Source organism: Kineococcus aurantiacus (genome assembly GCF_013409345.1).
Classification (GTDB): Bacteria; Actinomycetota; Actinomycetes; order Actinomycetales; family Kineococcaceae; genus Kineococcus; species Kineococcus aurantiacus.
This window is the reverse complement of record NZ_JACCBB010000001.1, coordinates 4,530,170-4,547,966: the sequence shown is the minus strand read 5'-3', so window position 1 is coordinate 4,547,966 and position 17,797 is coordinate 4,530,170. Positions and strand designations below refer to the sequence as shown.

The following is a 17,797-nucleotide window of genomic DNA, read 5'->3' as shown; positions in this document are numbered from 1 at the left end:
GGAACGGACCGTGCGGCCCGGACCCTCCCCACCGCCCCCCAGCTGCCCACCACCAGCGCGATCACCAGCCCCGCCCGACAGCCCGCCTGAGAGGACCCACCATGCTGCGGCCCGCCCCTTCGACCCCCACCGGCTCGACCCCCGACACCGGCCCCGCTCCCGCAGCCGACGAGCAGCCCACCAGCCCGGCCCACACCCGCCAGCGCAACGCCCACCGCGCCGCGCACGCCGCCCAGGCCCTGCAGCTGCACGGCCGGGTCAGCCACAGCCACGCCGAGGGCATGCAGCAGGCCCTCATCGAACTGCTCACCGACATCCACCACCTGTGCGACACCTGCGACCTCGACCCCGCCCCCCTCTACGAGGCCGCCGCCCTCATCCACGCCCAGGAGACCCGGGCCGCCTGACCCGGCGGAGGACGGGGTCGACGCGGTGCGGGGCGGGGACGGGGCCGGGAGGGGCCCCCGTCTCAGCTCCACGGCACACGGTGCCGATGGTGAGCCCGTGATCAGCCAGGCGGATCGAGGCCGCGGACCCGTCATCGTCGTCGCCGACTTCCTCGGGGCGTACTCGCTGCGCCTGATCCCCGGCATCCGGGAGGTGCTCCAGGCGCGGGGAGTCCCCCTGCTGGTGCACGTCCACGACTACTTCACCCCCGGCGTGTCGCCCCTGCTGCGCCACGTCTTCGCCGGTGCCGGTCCCCGCGCGGCGATCGTGCTGCCGATGTCGAAGGCCCAGTCGCGCGACGACCTCGACCGGCTGCTCGCCGCCCACCCCGACGTGCCCGCGGTGGCCCTGGGCACCGCCTCGGGGCAGCGTCCGTCGGTGCGCGCGGACAACCGCACCGGCATGGCGGAGCTGGTGCGCCACGTGGTGGACCAGGGCGGTGTGCAGCGCGTCGTGCTGGTCCGCGGGGTGCCCCACCACGTGGACTCCGTGGAACGCGAGGCGGCGGCGCGCGAGACGCTGGCGCAGGCGGGGGTGCTCCTCGACGAGTCCCTCGTCGTCGAGGGCGGCTTCGCCCGCGACGTGACCTACGACGCGATCTCCGCGCTGGTCCGGGCGGGGCACCGCTTCGACGCCGTCGTCGCCCTGAACGACGAGATGGCGCTGGCCGCGGTGGACGCGCTGTGCGACCACGGCCTGGACGTGCCCGGCGACGTCCTGGTCACCGGTTTCGACGACGACGAGACGCCCCACCCCCGGTGCAGCCTCACGACCGTCTCGCAGCAGCTGCACCAGCAGGGCCGGCGGGCCGCGGAACTGGTGCTGGACCTGATGGACGGGGCGCCCGCGCACGACGTCCTCGTGGAGACCACCCTGGTGCGCCGCTCCTCCACCGCACGGGCCCTGCCCGCAGCGCCGTCGGGCACCCCCGCGGCGCGGGCCGAGACCGGCCGGGACGCGGTCCCCGCCGGCCAGGCCGCCGCCACGAACGCGGCGCTGGACCTCAACCGCGCGTTCATGTCGTGCGCCGGCGAGCAGGACGTCATGCGCGAACTGGGGGCGCGGCTGGCGCGGTTGCAGGTGTCGAGGTGCTTCGTGGTCCTGTACGACCCCGCGCCGGAGGAACACCCCGCGGAGCGCCGGGGCCGCCTGGCGCTCGTGCACCCGGGCGTGGTCGGCGCCCAGGGCGCGCCGGAGGCACCCCGGTTCCCCGTCGCGGACCTCCTGCCCCCCGGGGTCCGCCACGAGCTGGCGCACGGCACGCTGCTGCTGCAACCGCTGGGGGTCCGCGGCCACGAGCTCGGCCACGTCCTGTACGAGCAGCAGTCCCTGCTGCAGCACACCGCCGAGGTGCTGCGGATGGACGTCAGCCTCGCCCTCGACACCATCGCCCGCCACCGCGAGCTGGAGGCCACCGTCGCCCGGCGCACCGAGCAGCTGCGCCGCGAGATCAGCGTCCGCGAGCGCGCCGAGGCGGACCTGCGGGCGGCCAACGCCGAACTGCGCCGTTCCCTGCACCGGGACGGGCTGACCGGCATCGCCAACCGCAGCGCGTTCGACGAGCACCTGGCCTGGGCGTGGGCGCGCCACCGCGGCGACGGGGGGGAACTGTCCCTGCTGTTCGTCGACGTCGACTGCTTCAAGCTCTACAACGACACCTACGGTCACCTGCGCGGTGACACCGCCCTGCGCGCGGTGGCCCAGGCGATGGAGGCCGCGACGCTGGCGCCCGGCGACCTCGCGGCCCGTTTCGGTGGGGAGGAGTTCGCCGTGGTGCTCCCCGGGACGGGGTCAGCCGGGGCGGTGGTCGTGGCCGAGCGGATCCGGCAGGGGGTGCGCCGCTGCGCCATCGAGCACCGGGCCTCCCCCGTGGTGCCCTGGCTCACGGTCAGCATCGGCGTCGCGACCACGCGCCCGGGCGGAGCGCTGGTGCCGCAGGACCTGGTGCAGGCGGCCGACGAGGCCGTCTACGCGGCCAAGACCGCCGGCCGCGACCGGGCGGAACGACGGCCCGTGGTGGGCGCGCGGTCGTGACGACGTCCGCGCGCCGCCGCACCCGGGCCGTCGGGTGGGGCGGTCAGGCGCCGGCCGTCCCCGCGGCGGCCAGCGCCGGGCCCAGCAGCAGGATGGCGCAGACCTGCGGTGAGTGGGCCTGCGCGATCACGACGTCGGACCCGGGGACCGGGTCGTGGACGAAGGGGGTGGACACGACGCCCGGTGCACAGAGTTCCCCCTGACGCCGTCGCGGCCCAGCTCCAGCGCAGCGGTCCGGGTCAGCCGGCGGACGGCCCACGCGGTGTCGTCCCGACGGCCGGCGACCAGGACGCGGGCCCCTCGACGTGGTAGCCGCGGACGTGGGACGCGCCCGTGCCGCCGGTGGCTCCGGTGACGAGGACGACGTCCGCGCTGAACCGCTGCTCCACGCTGTTCCCCTCCGGTGAGGTGAGCCGGTCGACTCACCTCACGTGGACGACGAGTTCCGCGAGGCGCGTCGAGGGGACCGCCGTCGACCACCCTCGGGCCGTGCCGGGTACGTCCTCGTCCCACCAGCAGGTCGCCGCCGACGAGCGGGCCACGATCCTCACCGCCGCCGCGACGCTCTCCGACACCTGGAGTTTCGCCCGGACCTCCCTGGCGCAGATCGCCACTACCGCCGGGGTTTCCCAGGCGACGCTGTTCAAGCAGTTCCCGACCGAGGACGCGCTGTTCGACGCGATCGTCGAGCAGGTGTGGACGCCGCCCGGGCGACCGGCCGCACCGCTCGACCCCGCCGACCCGGAGGGCGCCGGCAGTTCAGCCTCGGCGAACTACCGTTCTCCGAGGAGGTGCGCGGCTGCTTCGAGGCGGCCGCGCGTGCGGTGGAGGAAGCCGTGCTGACCACCCTCACCCGCTACCGCGCACGGTAGGCGTCCCGCACAGCACCCGGGGCGCCGACCAGCCCGACCGGAGGTCGTCACGAACACGTTCGTGACGACCTCGTTCGCGACGAACACGTTCGTTGGAGCTGCGTCGCGCCTCCCACCGAACCCGGTCCCCCGATCCCCCCGCCGGGCGCAGCCGTCGCGAACGGCCGGCCACACCGGCGTTGTCCCGGGAGTGGATCGTCAACGAGGCGGTCGCGATCGTCCGCGCCGAGGGGCTGGAGGAAGGGCTGGAGAAGGCCACGGTCCGACGGGTGGCCCAGGCCCTGGACACCGGCCGGTCCCCCCTCCACGCCTACGTCGCCGACACCGCCGAACTGCGCGCCGCCGTCCTCGACGAACTCCTGGCCCCGGTGGTCGAACCACCCGCCGCCGCACGCGCCGCCCGGTGGCGGACGAACCCGGAGGAGGTGCTGACCGCCTACCGCGACGTCCTGCTGGCCCACCCGGGCCTGGCCCGCTCGGCGCTGGTCCTGCGCCCGCACGGCCCGCGCGCCGTGCGGCTCCACGACCGCGTCCTGGAACTGCTGCCGGCCGGCGGGGTGGACGCCGCCCGCGCCGCCTGGGGGTGGACCTGCTGCTGCAGCACGTCACCGCCACCGCCGCCGAGCACAGCGCGGCACCGGCGGACGGCGACGCGCGGGGAGGGCCCGCACCGTGAGTCCGTCACCTCCGCGCGGGTTCCGTGAACCGGCCCCGCAACTCCTGGTCGACCCGCTAGCTTGAGGCGGCGGAGCACCGGAGCTCCGCCACGGGACGGGGGGATGGACATGGCCAGGGGGACGTGGGCACGGCGTGGGGCTGCTGCCGTGCTGGCGGCGGTGTGCGTCGGGACGCTGAGCGGGGCACCGGCCTGGGCCGACCACATCGGGGACGTGGACTGCTCGGACTTCACCTACCAGGAGGACGCCCAGGCGTGGATGAACGCCCACCCCGGCGATCCCGACGGCCTCGACGGCAACCCGAAGGACGGCCTCGCCTGCGAGTCCCTCCCGCACCGCCCCACCGCTCCGGTGCCGGACAACCCGGCGCCGCCCGCCCCGTGCGGTGTCCAGGGCGCCATCCGCGACCGGTGGGTCGCCCTGGGTGGAGCCGGTGGCGTGCTGGGCGCGGCGACCACCTGCGAGTTGACCACTCCGGACGGTTCCGCCCGGTACACGCGTTTCACCCACGGCTCCGTCTACTGGTCGCCGGCGACCGGTGCGCAGGACGTCCGCGGGGCCATCGAGGGCCGCTGGGCCGACCTGGGCTGGGAGAACTCCTGGCTGCACCTGCCCACCACCGGCGAGAACCCGTTGCGCGGCGGCGCCTTCAACCGCTTCCAGGGCGGTTCCGTCTACTGGTCCCCCGCCACCGGCGCCCAGGCCGTGCGCGGGCTCATCCTCGCCGCGTGGGGCACCACCGGCTGGGAGAACGGGGTCCTGGGTTATCCCACGACCACCGAGGCGCCCCTGCCCGGCGGGGCCTTCAACCACTTCCAGGGCGGGTCGGTCTACTGGTCCCCGGCCACCGGCGCGCACCTGGTCCGCGGCGCCATCCGCGACGCCTGGGCGCGGCAGGGCTGGGAGACCGGCCGGCTGGGGTACCCCACCAGCGACGAGTACGACGTGCCCGGCGGGCGGCGCAGCGACTTCCAGGGCGGTTCGATCACCTGGACCCCCGCCGCGGGAGCGGTCGTCTCCGGCGCGGCGCGCTGACCGGGTGCGGCGTGGTGCGCGAGGGCCGGCGCACCACGCCGGGCACCGGCTGGTGATCCCGGTCACGCGCCCTTGATCTGCAGTGCGCTGCAGGTGCCAGGGTCGGGTCCATGGCTGAGTACACCCTTCCGGATCTGCCCTACGACTACTCCGCGCTCGAGCCCCACATCTCCGGGGCGATCATGGAGCTGCACCACGACAAGCACCACGCCACCTACGTCGCCGGCGTCAACACGGCCCTGGAGAAGCTGGCCGAGGCCCGCGACAAGAACGACCTGGCCACGGTCAACCTGCACGAGAAGAACCTGGCCTTCAACCTCGGTGGGCACGTCAACCACTCGGTGTTCTGGCCCAACCTGTCCCCCGACGGCGGCGACAAGCCCACCGGGGAGCTGGCCGCGGCCATCGACGAGCACTTCGGCTCCTTCGACGGCTTCCGCGCCCACTTCACCGCCACCGCGCTGGGCATCCAGGGCTCGGGCTGGTCGATCCTGGCCTGGGACTCCATCGGCCAGAAGCTGATCAACGTCCAGCTGTACGACCAGCAGTCCAACCTGGCCCTGGGCCTGGTCCCGATCGTGCTGCTGGACATGTGGGAGCACGCGTTCTACCTGGACTACAAGAACGTCAAGCCCGACTACGTCAAGGCGTGGTGGAACGTGGTGAACTGGGCCGACGCCCAGTCCCGCTTCGACCGGGCCCGTACCCAGACCGTCGGGCTGATCGTCCCCTGAGACGTCACCTGAGGCGTCGCCTGGACGGCGCCGGCTGAGGAGGGGGTGGAACCGCACCGGTCCCACCCCCTCGCGCGCTGCGCGGGGACCGGCTCCCGGGGGCGGGCGCCACGCAGCGGCGCACCACCGGCCGGATCCCGTCGGTCGAGCGGGCCCGGTGTTAGCCTCGGCGCACTCCCCGACCCCGGAGACGCCCCGATGCCGCCTCGCTCCACGCCCGCCGGGGGCGACCGCCCGCGGGACACCGGGTCGCCCCTCCTGCGCCGCCGCCGGGGCCGCACGCGCCCCGGACCGTCGACCCCCTCACCGCAACCCGCCGGAGCCGCACGATGAGACCCGTCCCGTGGAAGGTCCGCCCGATCCCCACCGTCTGGCTGGACCACACCACCGGCATCGGCGTCACCGACTCCGGCGCCCGCGTCACCCCCGTGATCGAGGGCCGGCGCAAGCGCCCGACGCTGGCCGAGCTGCTGAACACCGCCCACAACCTGCGCGCCGAGCGCATCATGCTCACCGGCAAGGTCCCGACGACGGGCGCGGGCGAGACCCACTGGCTCATCACCCCCACCCCCGGGTGGACCGAGGGCGGGCACTGGCTGTCCAGCCCGCCCACCGGGCGGTTCACCCACGACACCACCGGCGACAAGCTGGAGGTCCGCACCGCCGCGGAGTGGTTCACCTCCGCCGACGGGGACCTCACCCCCGACGAGGCGCGCCAGGCCTGGGTCGCGACGTCGGAGGCGATCCGGTCCGTGGCCCGCGACGCCGAGCTGCTGAAGTCCCCCGCCGCCACCGGCACCCAGTTGTGGGCGCAGTCGCTGCCGCGGACCGTGGACCCCGAACCCCTCGACGAGGACGTGGCCGAGCTGCTGCACCGCACCGCCGGTCAGCACCGCATCGAGCACCTCACCACCGGCCCCAGCGCCTGCGGCTGCGGCGGGTGCCGGCCCCTGGTCGACCTGGGCGCGACCTCCCACGGCGGTTTCTCCTACGTGGACGGGCGTTTCATGTACGCGTCCCTGTGCCGGGAACTCGGCACCGGGCCGGCGCGACGGCTGACCGCCGCCCAGGCCGAGGAACTGCTCACCACCAGCCCGTACGCCCGGGCGCGCTTCCACGTCGAGTTCACCGTCCCCGAGTGGTGGGACACCCTGGGCGTGCTGCCGGTGGCCCACGACGACGTCCAGGACGGGTGGCACTACCCGAACGTGCCCGGCGCCCGCGGCCGCACGTGGGTGGACGGGGTGGAACTGAAGCTCGCCCTGGACGGCGGCTGGGACGTCGAGGTCCTCGAGGGGATCGAGTTCACCAAGGCCCGCGTGCTGGACACCTGGGCCGACCGGTTGCGCCGGGCCCGCGAGCGCCTGACGCAGGACCGCGACCTGCCGGCGCCGGTGCGGGCCGCGGCGGTCAGCGCGGTGCGCGCCGTCCTCATCCAGGGCATCGGGGCGTTCGCCTCCCGCGGCCGCGAGACCACCCACGTGGTGTGGTCGGCGCGCGAGGTCCCCGCGCACGCGGCGGCCACCGTGGTGCGCCACGGCGACGCGTTCGCCTACCGCACCCGTGCGGCCCGGCCCGCGGGGCAGGCGGCGGCGCTGTACCGCCCCGAACTGGCCGCGCAGGTGTGGTCCCGGGGGCGGGCCAGGGTGCTGGAGTGCCCCACCGCGCTGTCGAAGCGGCTGCCGGGCGCGGGCATGACGTACGCGGGCGGGGCGCTGTCGGTCGACCCGGCGACCCTGCTGGGCGTCAACGGCGACGCGATCTACACGACGTCGGTCCCCGCGTGGTCCCTGCCGGTGACCGTCCCCGGCGGCGGGGACGACGGCGAGGTGGGGCGCATGCGGCTGCAGGGGTGGCTGGCCTCGACGAAGCTCCCCTCGACCACGGCCGAGCGCAACCGGCTGCGCCAGCGGGCCGAGGCCGCCGGCGTCGAGGAGGCGCTGGTCGCCGCCGGTGCGGGTGAGCCCACCGCCGACGTCGCGGCCACGGACCAGGTCGATGCCTGAGGCGTCCGGGCGCAGCGCCGCGGACCTGATCGCCGACCTGCGCGCCTACGGGCTGAGCACCACCGAGATCGCCCGCGAGCTGGGACGTTCCCCGCGGATGATCCGCAAGGTGGTGCGCGGGGAGAGCAGCGGGCAGCTGTACGTCGCCGCGCTGGAGGAGCTGGAGCGCACGGGACGCTCGCGCACCCCGCCGCCGCGCCGCCGGGGCCGCGACGGGGAACTCGTGCGCGTCCGGGCCCCCCGCGCTGCGGGGCAGCCGACCCGACGCCCCAGCGAGCCCACCGGCGCCCCGGAGGTCCCCGCACCGCCCGCCGGCCCGTCCGCGCGCCGGCGGCCGGCCGGCCCCGGGGCGTACCGCAGCGAGACGACGTACCTGCCCGGTGGCGCGCGCCAGCACCTGGTGACCGCCCCGCGCAGCGACGGCCCCGGGCGCGAGCGGGCCCGCCAGCGGCTGCTGGAGATCCTGCGCAGCGCCGCGCGCAGCCAGCGCGGCGGTCGCAGGAACGTGCGGTTCCGCCTGACGCTGGTGGACGGCACCACCGTCGAGGTCGGGGCCAAGGGCGGGTACGCGGTGTCCAAGGCCCTCTCGCGCTCGCGGGGTGAGGGTGACGACCCGCTGGGCTGGCTGGCCGGGGAGGTCGCCGACCGGGCCTACCTGAGCAGGATCAGCGCCGACGGCGGCCTGGACGTCGTGGGCGTGGAGGCCACGGTCTACTGAACCCGGCCACGGGCGGGCGCGGGCCACGTGCCAGACTCGGGGGCAGGAACACCACCGCGACGGAACGGAACGTGACGGTCATGGCCACCACACGACGCACCCACTGCGCCAAGACGATGCCGTGGCCCGCAGGCAACCACCGCAGCCTCGAACGCTTCCTCGACGACGCCGAACGGGCCGGGACCCTCGACATCGTCGCCGACCACCCCGCCGCCGCGACGGCCCTGGCGCTGCCCCCGCACGGCCTGGACGCCGCGACGGTCGGCACCGTGCTGCGCTACGCCGAGTCGCCCGAGCAGGGCCGGGCCTTCCCGGCGGCGTGGGCGCGCTGGCAGGAGGCCACCGACGGGCAGTTCGCCGACCGGGCGGCCTCCGCGGACGCCTTCGCCGAGTTCGCCCAGGCCCTGACGCCGGAGCACTGGGACACCCGCGACGGCGAACCGGTCGAGGAGGTCCTGCTGACGTTCGTCGACGCCGCCGTCGCCGCCCGCGCGGACGGCACCAGCCCCCGCGACGCGGTGAACGCCCTCACGGGCGCCACGCCGGAGGACTGACCCCGCGCTCAGCCGCGCCGCTGGCGCTGGTAGTCCGTCCACGCCGCCGTGCACCGCGCGCAGCGGCACCCCAGGTTGCGGTACCCGTTGGCGCTGCCGTGCCGCGCGTCGCGCTCGTCGGCGCGGAAGGCCGCGGCGCGCTCGGGCGCCGACGTCCGCGGCGCGGCCACCCCCACGCCCAGCTCCGCCCGCCACGACCGCACCGTCGGGTGGCTGACGCCCAGGACCGCCCCGGCCTCCTGCTGCGTCAGGTCCGCCGTGGCGCGCACGGCGTCCTCCCACGTCGCGTGGCCGGAACGGCGGGCGACCTCGTCTCGGTCGTAGCGGGGCACCGCAGCACGGTACGGCCGCCGCCACCGGCCCGACCAGTAGGGTCGCCCGCGTGGAACCCCCCGAGGTGAGCCTGCGGTTGTGGCGCCCGCAGGACGCGCCGCGGTTGTTCGACCTGTTGCGCCGCCCGGAGGTCACCCGCTGGTTCGGCGAGGCCGCGCGCACCCCCCTGACCGACGTCGAGCAGGCCCGCCAGCGGATCGAGCAGTGGGCCCTGGCCCACGCCGACCCCCTCGGCACCTGGGCCGTCGTGGCCCCCGACCGCAGCGAGCCCGTGGGCAGCGTGCTGCTGTTCCCCGCCCCGAACGCGCTGCACGGGGAGGTGGAGGTCGGCTGGTACCTGCACCCCGACGCCGAGGGCCACGGCTACGCCACGGCCGCGGCCCGCCGGGCGGTGCGCCTGGCCTTCGCCGCCGGCCACCGGCAGGTGTGGGCCCTGACGCACCCCGAGAACACCCGCAGCCGCGCCACCGCCACCCGGGCCGGCATGCGCGACCTCGGGATCGTCGACGGTCTGTGGCACGACGGCGTGTCCCGGCTGTTCCTCGCCGAGCACCCCGGCGGACCGGTCTGGGACGCCGACGAACCCGGCGACCTCAGCAGGTCGCGATGAACCGCTGCAGCACCCGCACCCCGAACTCCAGGGCGTCCACCGGGACCCGCTCGTCGATCCCGTGGAACATCCCGGCGAAGTCCATCCCCGCCGGCAACCGCAGCGGCGCGAACCCGTAACCGCGGATCCCCAGGTGGGAGAACGACTTGTTGTCGGTACCCCCCGACAGGCAGTACGGCAGCACCTTCGCCCCCGGGTCCTCGGCCTCCAGCGCCGCCCGCATCCGGTCCACCAGCGGCACCGCGAACTCCGTCTCCAGCGCCACCGACTCGTTGACGACCTCGACGTCGACGCGCTCACCGGCCAGTTCCCGGATCGTCGCCATGAGCTCCTCCTGCCGGCCCGGCAGGAACCGCGTGTCGATGAGGGCGCTCGCCGTCCCGGGGATCACGTTGTGCTTGTACCCGGCGTCCAGGGCCGTCGGGTTCGAGGTGTTCTGCAGCGTCGCCCCCACCCACCGCGCCGTCGTCCCGAGCTTGGCCAGCAGCGCCGACGGGTCGTCCTCGTCGAAGCGGACGCCGGTGATCTCCGAGACGCCCTCCAGGAACTGCCGCACCGTCGCGGTGTACTCCAGCGGCCAGGTGTGCTCGCCGATCCGCGTCACCGCCGCGCACAGGCGCGTCACCGCGTTGTCGGTCCCGACCTGCGAACCGTGCCCGGCGCGGCCGTGGGCCACCAGGCGCAGCCACGCCAGGCCCTTCTCCGCCGTCTGCAGCAGGTACGTCCGCTGCCCGTCGAGGTCGACCGAGAAACCCCCCACCTCGCTGACGGCCTCGGTGACGCCCTCGAACAGGTCGGCCCGGTTGTCCACCAGCCACTGCGCGCCCTGGACGCCCGCGGCCTCCTCGTCGGCCAGGAACGCGAACACGAGGTCCCGCGGCGGCCTGGTGCCCGTGCGGGCCAGGTCGCGCAGGACGGCCAGCAGCATGGCGTCCATGTCCTTCATGTCGACCGCGCCGCGGCCCCACAGGCAGCCGTCGGCGACCTCGCCGGAGAACGGGTCGACCTTCCAGTCCGAGGCCCGCGCCGGGACGACGTCGAGGTGGCCGTGCAGCAGCAGCGCACCGCGCTCGGCCGTGCCCCGCTCGTCCCCGGGCACCCGCACGACCACGTTGCCGCGCCGGGGGAAGCCCTCCACGTACTCCGGCTGCAGGCCCACCTCGTGCAGCAGCTCGGCGACGTGCTCGGCCGCGACGCGCTCCCCCGGGCCCGAGCCGTCGCCGTAGTTCGACGTGTCGATGCGCAGCAGGTCGCGACACAGGTCGACGACCTCGGCCTCGGCCGCGTGGGATCCCTGTCCGGTGCTGGTGTCGGCGCTCACCCGGGCAACCGTACTCGGGCCGGTCCGCCGCTCCGGTAGCGTCCCCGTCCCATGGACGACTGGTCGATGGCGGCACCGCGCGGACTGACGGACACCGTCCACGACGCCATCCTCGAGCTGCTCATGAACCAGGGCCTCGAACCCGGCTCCCCCCTGCGCACCCAGAGCCTGGCCGCCCGCCTCGGCGTCTCGGCGACCCCCGTCCGCGAGGCCCTGGCCCGCCTGGAGGGCTCCGGCCTGGTGGTGCGCAGCGCCCGCCGCGGCTACCGCGCCGCGGCCCTGCTCTCGCCCGAGGAGCTCGCCCAGCTCGTCGACGTGCGCCTGCTCGTCGAGCCCGGCAACGCCGAACGGGCCTGCGCGCGCGCCGACGACGCCTTCGTGGCCCGCCTGCACGCCGCCGTCGAGGCCCAGCGCACCGCCCCCACGGGCCCCGGCTACACCGGCTTCAAGCACTACCTCGAGGCGGACTGGTCCTTCCACGAGCTGCTCGCCGAGGGCACCGGCAACCCGTTCATCGTCCGGACCCTGGACTCCTTCCGCGGTTTCGTGCAGCGTCTGCACCAGGTGGAGGAGAGGGTGCAGGACGCCCACGAGAGCGTCACCGAGCACGAGGCCATCGTGCTCGCCTTCGAGGAGCACGATCCCGGCGCAGCCGCCGAGGCCATGCGCCGGCACCTGCGGGGGGTGCTCGACCGCGCGGTCGGGTGACGGCGCTCGCCAACGGACGTGATTTTCTATAGAATCCGCAGGACGACGACCACAGGAGTGGAGAACGTGAGCGACGACGCGAACGGCACGACCCGGGTGTTCGACGGCTTCCCGGACGTCCTGACCCGCCAGAACTGGCCGATCACCGTCCCGATGATGCCGCACCCCCACGTGCTGCCGGACGGCACGACCGTGCAGGACCAGCCCGCCGAGGGCTGGGCGAAGACCCTCGAGGTCATGACCGACGCGGGCTACACCTGCATCGACCCGACCGACACCTGGATCCGGATCGCCGACCTGTCCCCGGCCCGCCAGCAGGAGTTCGCGCGGACCGTGCGCGGGGCGGGGCTGCAGATCCCCGCGTTCTCCACCTCGCGCCGCTCGGTCATGGACCACGAGAAGGCCGACGAGAACCTGGCCTACTCCCACCGCGCGATCGACGCGTGCGCCGCGATCGGCATCCCCGTCGTCAACTTCGGCTTCATGCGCGGCTTCACCCCCGCCCAGGCCAAGGCGCTGTGGTTCTGGCTGGAGCCGGGCTACTCCGACGACTTCAGCGACGACGTCCGCGCGGTCGCCGTCGGCAAGATCAAGGAGCTGGCCCGCCACGCCCAGGAGGTCGGTGTCCAGATCGCCCTGGAGATGTACGAGGACACCTACCTCGGCACCGCCGACGGCATGGTGCAGTTCGTCCAGGACGTCGGGTACGACAACGTCGGCCTCAACCCCGACTTCGGCAACATCCTGCGCCTGCACCGCGAGGTGGAGCCGTGGGAGGAGATCGCCGCCAAGACGTTCCCCTACACGAACTACTGGCACCTGAAGAACTACTACCGCGACGAGGAGCCGTCGACCGGCTCCGTGCGCACCCACCCGGCTCCCCTGGAGTTCGGGACCATCAACTACCGCAAGGCCATCGGCATGGCCCTCGAGGCCGGTTTCCGCGGCGCCTTCTGCGTGGAACACTACGGCGGCGACAGCATCAGCGTCGGCGCGACCAACCGCGAGTACATCCGTCGCGTCCTGCCCAAGGCGACCCACCACCAGCCGTTCAGCAGCGGCGCCGGCAACCACTGAGCGATCGAAGGAGACCGTTCGCATGACGAAGATCTTCGGTGACCCGTCCGAGTTCGTCGACGACTCCGTGGCGGGGTTCGTCGACCTGTACTCGCACTTCGTGCAGCCGGTGCCGCACGGGGTGATCCGCTCGACCGCCACGCCCGAGGGCAAGGTCGCGGTCATCGCCGGCGGCGGGTCGGGGCACTACCCCGCTTTCGCGGGTTACGTCGGGCCGGGCCTGGCCGACGGGGCCGTGTGCGGCAACGTGTTCGCCTCCCCCTCCACGCGCTGGGTGTACGACGTGGCCAAGGCCGCCAACCGCGGCGGCGGCGTCGTGCTGGGCTTCGGGAACTACGCCGGGGACATCCTCAACTTCGGCCTGGCCGCCGAGCGCCTGCGCGCCGAGGGCATCCCGGCCGAGCTGCTCGTCGTGACCGACGACGTCGCCTCCGAGGGCCAGGGCGCCAACGGGCAGCGCCGCGGCATCGCCGGCGACGTCGTCGCCTTCAAGATCGCCGGTGCCGCCGCCGAGGCGGGCTACGACTTCGACGGCGTCGTGCGCGTCTCGCGCCACGCCAACGACGTCACCCGGTCCATGGGCATCGCCTTCGCCGGCTGCACCCTGCCGGGCGAGACCGAACCGCTGTTCACCGTCACCCCCGGCCACATGGGTGTCGGGCTCGGCATCCACGGCGAGCCGGGCATCTCCGAGGAACCCATCGGGACCCCCACCGAGATCGCGGACCTGCTGGTCGAGAAGGTCCTGGCCGGCAAGCCCGAGGGGACGCCGGACGGCGGGAAGGTCGCGGTCCTGGTCAACGGCCTGGGCTCGACCAAGTACGAGGAGCTGTTCCTGCTCTACGTGCCGATCGCCAAGCGCCTGCGCGAGGCCGGGTACGAGATCGTCGCCCCCCAGGTCGGGGAGCTGGTCACCAGCCTGGACATGGCCGGCGCGTCCCTGACGGTCACCTGGCTGGACGAGGAGCTGGAAACCCTGTGGACCGCGCCGGCCCAGTGCCCGGCCCTGTCCGTCGGGACGACCATCGAGACCACCCCCGCCCCCGTCTACGAGGTGCCCGAGGACGAGGTCGCCGACTACAGCGGCACCCCGGCCGAAGCCAACGAGGCCGGCCAGCAGGTCGCCGGGCTCATCGAGGCCGTGCGCGACGTCCTCAAGGACGCCGAGGCCGAACTGGGCCGCATCGACGCCATCGCCGGTGACGGCGACCACGGCACCGGCATGGTCAACGGCTCGGTCGCCGCCGCGGCCGCCGCCCGCGCCGCCGCCGACGCCGGGGCCGGCGCGGGCGCCACCCTGGCCGCGGCCGGTGGGGCCTGGGCCGACCGCGCCGGTGGCACCAGCGGGGTCATCTGGGGCGTGCTGCTGCACGCCTTCGCCGACCAGCTCGGCGACGAGGGCAAGCCCACCGCCGCCCAGGTCGCCGCCGGGGCCACCGCCAGCGTCGAGGCCGTCCAGCGCCTGGCCGGGGCACGGGTGGGCAACAAGACGATGCTGGACGCCCAGGTCCCCTTCGCCGAGACCCTGGCCGAGCGCGTCGGGGCCGGGGACGACCTGAAGACGGCGTTCACCGCGGCTGCGCAGGCCGCCACCGAGGCCGCCGAGGCGACCAAGGACCTGCGCCCGCAGATCGGGCGCGCCCGGCCGCTGGCCGAGCGGTCCCTGGGACACCCCGACGCCGGGGCGGTCTCCCTCGCGCTAGTGACGCGCACCGTCGCCGAGAAGCTCTGAGAGAAGAGGAAGAAACCGTGACCGATCTGCAGTGGCGCGTCGTCCTGGCCGCCGACGAGGCCGGGGTCTCCTACAAGGAGGCCATCAAGGCCGACCTGCTCAAGGACCCGCGCGTCAAGGAGGTCCTCGACGTCGGCGTGAACAGCGACACCGACAAGACCGCCTACCCGCACGTGGCGGTCGCCGCGGCCCGCAAGATCGCCGCCGGTGAGGCCGACCGCGGCATCCTCGTCTGCGGCACCGGCATGGGGGTGGCCATCGCCGCCAACAAGGTCCCCGGGATCCGCGCCTCGGTGGCCCACGACTCCTTCTCGGTCGAGCGCCTGGTGCTGTCCAACGACGGCCAGGTCCTGACCCTGGGCGAGCGCGTCATCGGCAAGGAGCTGGCCCGCCGGCTGGCGAAGGAGTTCCTGGGCTACGTCTTCGACACCTCGAGCGCCTCGGCCGCCAAGGTCGACGCGATCACCGGGTACGAGACCGCCGCCACCGACGGGGAGACCTCCGCCTCCTCCTGCTGACGGGCCAGGCAGGTACCGTCGGGTCCTGCTGAGCCACCTCTACAGACCGCTGGAGCCACCGCCACCATGACGACCCGTCACCGCCCGCTCGTCGGGGTCAGCCTCAAGATGTACTTCTCGCTGGCCCGCACGCGCAGCTACCTCGCCGACGTCGCGGCTCTGGCTCCAGTGGTCTCCGAGGCCGGTGTGGACGCCTTCGTCATCCCCGACTTCCTCACCGTCACCACGGGCATCGACCTGCTGCGCGGGACGGGGATCCACATCGGGGCCCAGGACGCCTCCTGGGAGGACTTCGGCGCCCTCACCGGCGAGGTCTCCCCCGCCGCCCTGCGCGAGGCCGGCGCCCGCTTCGTCGAGATCGGGCACGCCGAGCGTCGCCGCATGTTCGCCGAGGACGACATCGTCACCGCCCGCAAGGCCGCCGCGGCGGCCCGCAACGGGCTCGTCCCCCTCGTGTGCATCGGGGAGAACGTCCGCATCGACGTCGACGACGCGGCCCGCACCACCATCAGCCAGGTGCTGGCCGCGCTCGAGGACGTCCCCGCCGACGCCGAGGTCGCCATCGGCTACGAGCCCAACTGGGCGATCGGGCAGACCGAACCGGCCCCGCCGGAGCACGTCGTGGGGGTCACCACACGACTGCGCGACGCCCTCTCGCACCGCTCCGGGGTCACCCGCATCCTCTACGGGGGGAGCGCCGGCCCCGGCATGTTCACCGACGTCGCCGAAGGCGTCGACGGCCTGTTCCTGGGTCGCTTCGCCCACGACGTCGCCAACTTCCAGGCCGTGATCCAGGAGATCGCGGCCCACCCGCTCAACCGGGTGGACAACCCCTCGTAGGAGATCCCGTGCCCACCGCACCCCGCACCGACAAGATCACCAAGGTCGCCCAGATCGGCACCGGCTACATGGGCGGCGGCATCGCCCAGTCGCTGGCCCTGGCCGGCAACGACGTCTGGCTGGCCGACGCCGACCAGGAGTCCACGCAGCGCAACTACGAGCGGCTGCTGAAGGAGTCCGAGCTGTTCGAGGGCCAGGGCCTGTTCGCGCCCGGCAGCACCGAGGTCCTCAAGGAGAAGTTCCACCCCGCCGCCTCGATCGAGGAGGCCGTCGCCGACGTCCACTTCGTCGAGGAGGCCGTCTTCGAGGACCCGGCCGTCAAGAAGGACGTGCTGTCGCGCGTCGAGAAGGCCGTCACCCCCGGCACGATCATCGGCACGAACACCTCCACCATCCCGGTGAAGGTGCTCGCCGAGGCCTTCGAGGACGCCTCCCTGTTCCTCACCGTGCACTTCTCCAACCCGGCCCCCTTCATCCCCGGTGTCGAGCTCGTCACCGGCGAGGCCACCGACCCGGCCGTCCTGCCGCTCATCGACGACCTGCTCACCCGCGCCGGCCGCCGCGGCGCCCAGGTCAAGGACGTGCCCGGTTTCGTCCTCAACCGCCTGCAGTACGTCCTGCTCAAGGAGGCCATGACGGTCGTCGAGGAGGGTGTCGCCACCCCCGCCGACGTCGACACCATCGTCTCCACGACCTTCGGCTTCCGGCTGCCGTTCTTCGGGCCGTTCGCCATCGCCGACATGGCGGGCCTCGACGTCTACGCCAAGGGCTTCAAGGTGCTGGAGAACCACTTCGGCGACCGGCTCTCCGCGCCCGCCAACCTCACCTCCCTCGTGGAGGCGGGCAAGTTCGGGACCAAGACCGGCTCGGGCTTCCTCGAGCTGGAGCCCGAGAAGCTCGCGGCCCTCATCGACTACCGCAACAAGGCCTACAAGAAGATGGCCGAGCTGCTCGACGAGCTCGGGCCCTCGCCGCTGGCCGAGTGAGGCGCTAGTCCAGGCAGAACTCGTTGCCCTCGGGGTCGGCCAGCACCAGGTGCCCGGCCTCCAGCGGCGGTGCCGGCTCGTACCGGGCCAGCACCGCCGCCCCGAGGGTCACCAGCCGGTCGGCCTCCGCCGCCAGCGCCGCCATCCGGGCCTCCCCCTCCAGGCCCGGCGCCGCCCGCACGTCCAGGTGCACGCGGTTCTTCCCCGCCTTCCCCTCCGGCACGCGCTGGAAGAAGACCCGCGGGCCGACCCCGTCGGGGTCCACGACCGCCGAGGCGGCGTCCCGCTGCTCCGGCGGGACGCCCCAGGCCGCCAGCGCCTCCTCCCAGGACGTGAACGGCGGCGGCGGGGGCTGCACGACGCAGCCCAGCACCTCCGCCCAGAACGCGGCCACCCGCGCCGGGTCGGCGCAGTCGAACGTCACCTGGACCTGTCGGCTCATGCCCCCAGCGTGCCCGCCACCTCCGACAGGGACCCGTGAGCCGGCACCGACGGCGGTGACGGGCCGTGAAAGGGCGGTGACGGAGCTGCGACACGCCGGTGCCCTGCTCCGATCGGGCCCCAGGTCGACGCCCACGGCTCCCGAGGGCGTAGC

21 protein-coding genes are annotated in these 17,797 nt (G+C 74.3%); 16 read left to right on the top strand and 5 right to left on the bottom strand.

The window, feature by feature from the left end:
* The first annotated feature begins 101 nt into the window (after window positions 1–101).
* The gene (locus tag BJ968_RS21710) at window positions 102–407 is read left to right on the top strand and encodes a hypothetical protein (RefSeq protein ID WP_246314180.1); all 306 of its coding nucleotides are present in this window, start codon (window positions 102–104) and stop codon (window positions 405–407) included.
* A 97-nt stretch (window positions 408–504) separates the two neighbouring features.
* On the top strand, window positions 505–2,481 hold the full coding sequence (locus BJ968_RS21705) for a diguanylate cyclase domain-containing protein (protein ID WP_179755402.1): 1,977 nt from the start codon (window positions 505–507) through the stop codon (window positions 2,479–2,481).
* Between the two features lie 43 nt (window positions 2,482–2,524).
* Here BJ968_RS21705 and BJ968_RS26025 read toward each other — a convergent pair whose 3' ends face one another.
* Complete coding sequence (locus tag BJ968_RS26025) at window positions 2,525–2,656, bottom strand: hypothetical protein (RefSeq protein WP_281372758.1); 132 nt, start codon at window positions 2,654–2,656, stop codon at window positions 2,525–2,527.
* Between the two features lie 64 nt (window positions 2,657–2,720).
* Window positions 2,721–2,870, bottom strand: a complete 150-nt coding sequence (locus tag BJ968_RS21695; protein WP_179748109.1) for a hypothetical protein — start codon at window positions 2,868–2,870, stop codon at window positions 2,721–2,723.
* 100 nt (window positions 2,871–2,970) lie between these two features.
* On the opposite strand from BJ968_RS21695, the gene BJ968_RS26020 reads away from it, so the two are divergent.
* The 7 genes from BJ968_RS26020 (at window position 2,971) to BJ968_RS21660 (ending at window position 9,077) form a co-directional block, all read left to right on the top strand.
* Window positions 2,971–3,324, top strand: coding sequence for a TetR family transcriptional regulator (locus tag BJ968_RS26020; protein WP_179755400.1), 354 nt, complete (start codon window positions 2,971–2,973; stop codon window positions 3,322–3,324).
* Between the two features lie 208 nt (window positions 3,325–3,532).
* Complete coding sequence (locus tag BJ968_RS21685; protein ID WP_179755397.1) at window positions 3,533–4,057, top strand: TetR/AcrR family transcriptional regulator; 525 nt, start codon at window positions 3,533–3,535, stop codon at window positions 4,055–4,057.
* Window positions 4,058–4,177: 120 nt separating this feature from the next.
* Window positions 4,178–5,065, top strand: coding sequence for an LGFP repeat-containing protein (locus BJ968_RS21680; protein WP_179755395.1), 888 nt, complete (start codon window positions 4,178–4,180; stop codon window positions 5,063–5,065).
* Window positions 5,066–5,175: 110 nt separating this feature from the next.
* Window positions 5,176–5,799, top strand: a complete 624-nt coding sequence (locus BJ968_RS21675; protein ID WP_179755393.1) for a superoxide dismutase — start codon at window positions 5,176–5,178, stop codon at window positions 5,797–5,799.
* Between the two features lie 329 nt (window positions 5,800–6,128).
* Entirely contained in the window at window positions 6,129–7,805 is a 1,677-nt protein-coding gene (locus BJ968_RS21670; protein WP_179755391.1) for a hypothetical protein, read from the top strand.
* A complete protein-coding gene (locus tag BJ968_RS21665) occupies window positions 7,798–8,523 on the top strand; it encodes a YML083C domain-containing protein (RefSeq protein ID WP_218885223.1) in 726 nt (241 codons plus the stop codon). Before BJ968_RS21670 ends, BJ968_RS21665 begins: the two co-directional genes overlap by 8 nt.
* 80 nt (window positions 8,524–8,603) lie before the next feature.
* On the top strand, window positions 8,604–9,077 hold the full coding sequence (locus BJ968_RS21660; RefSeq protein ID WP_179755389.1) for a hypothetical protein: 474 nt from the start codon (window positions 8,604–8,606) through the stop codon (window positions 9,075–9,077).
* An 8-nt stretch (window positions 9,078–9,085) separates the two neighbouring features.
* On the opposite strand, the gene BJ968_RS21655 is transcribed toward BJ968_RS21660, so the two are convergent.
* The gene (locus BJ968_RS21655) at window positions 9,086–9,409 is read right to left on the bottom strand and encodes a helix-turn-helix domain-containing protein (RefSeq protein ID WP_179755387.1); all 324 of its coding nucleotides are present in this window, start codon (window positions 9,407–9,409) and stop codon (window positions 9,086–9,088) included.
* 50 nt (window positions 9,410–9,459) lie between these two features.
* Here BJ968_RS21655 and BJ968_RS21650 point away from each other — a divergent pair, with 50 nt between their 5' ends.
* On the top strand, window positions 9,460–10,020 hold the full coding sequence (locus BJ968_RS21650; protein WP_179755385.1) for a GNAT family N-acetyltransferase: 561 nt from the start codon (window positions 9,460–9,462) through the stop codon (window positions 10,018–10,020).
* Here the strand turns inward: BJ968_RS21650 and BJ968_RS21645 are convergent.
* The gene (locus BJ968_RS21645) at window positions 10,004–11,341 is read right to left on the bottom strand and encodes a M20/M25/M40 family metallo-hydrolase (RefSeq protein WP_179755383.1); all 1,338 of its coding nucleotides are present in this window, start codon (window positions 11,339–11,341) and stop codon (window positions 10,004–10,006) included. The two genes, BJ968_RS21650 and BJ968_RS21645, sit on opposite strands and share 17 nt — an antisense overlap.
* A gap of 51 nt (window positions 11,342–11,392) precedes the next feature.
* Between BJ968_RS21645 and BJ968_RS21640 the strand changes: the two genes are divergently transcribed.
* The 6 genes from BJ968_RS21640 (at window position 11,393) to BJ968_RS21615 (ending at window position 17,202) form a co-directional block, all read left to right on the top strand.
* Window positions 11,393–12,049 carry a GntR family transcriptional regulator gene (locus tag BJ968_RS21640; protein WP_179755381.1) on the top strand — a complete coding sequence of 219 codons (657 nt, stop codon included), beginning with the start codon at window positions 11,393–11,395 and terminating at the stop codon, window positions 12,047–12,049.
* Window positions 12,050–12,202: 153 nt separating this feature from the next.
* Window positions 12,203–13,126: a sugar phosphate isomerase/epimerase family protein gene (locus tag BJ968_RS21635; RefSeq protein WP_179757150.1), complete on the top strand. Its 924-nt coding sequence runs from the start codon at window positions 12,203–12,205 to the stop codon at window positions 13,124–13,126.
* Window positions 13,127–13,148: 22 nt separating this feature from the next.
* The gene (locus BJ968_RS21630; protein ID WP_179755379.1) at window positions 13,149–14,858 is read left to right on the top strand and encodes a dihydroxyacetone kinase family protein; all 1,710 of its coding nucleotides are present in this window, start codon (window positions 13,149–13,151) and stop codon (window positions 14,856–14,858) included.
* 17 nt (window positions 14,859–14,875) lie between these two features.
* Window positions 14,876–15,376 (top strand): ribose-5-phosphate isomerase, encoded by a 501-nt coding sequence (locus tag BJ968_RS21625; RefSeq protein ID WP_343078200.1) that lies wholly within the window; start codon window positions 14,876–14,878, stop codon window positions 15,374–15,376.
* A gap of 66 nt (window positions 15,377–15,442) precedes the next feature.
* Window positions 15,443–16,216, top strand: coding sequence for a triose-phosphate isomerase family protein (locus BJ968_RS21620; protein ID WP_179755377.1), 774 nt, complete (start codon window positions 15,443–15,445; stop codon window positions 16,214–16,216).
* 8 nt (window positions 16,217–16,224) lie between these two features.
* On the top strand, window positions 16,225–17,202 hold the full coding sequence (locus BJ968_RS21615; RefSeq protein ID WP_179755375.1) for a 3-hydroxyacyl-CoA dehydrogenase NAD-binding domain-containing protein: 978 nt from the start codon (window positions 16,225–16,227) through the stop codon (window positions 17,200–17,202).
* A 4-nt stretch (window positions 17,203–17,206) separates the two neighbouring features.
* Here BJ968_RS21615 and BJ968_RS21610 read toward each other — a convergent pair whose 3' ends face one another.
* Window positions 17,207–17,644 (bottom strand): VOC family protein, encoded by a 438-nt coding sequence (locus BJ968_RS21610; RefSeq protein ID WP_179755373.1) that lies wholly within the window; start codon window positions 17,642–17,644, stop codon window positions 17,207–17,209.
* Window positions 17,645–17,797: the final 153 nt, after the last annotated feature.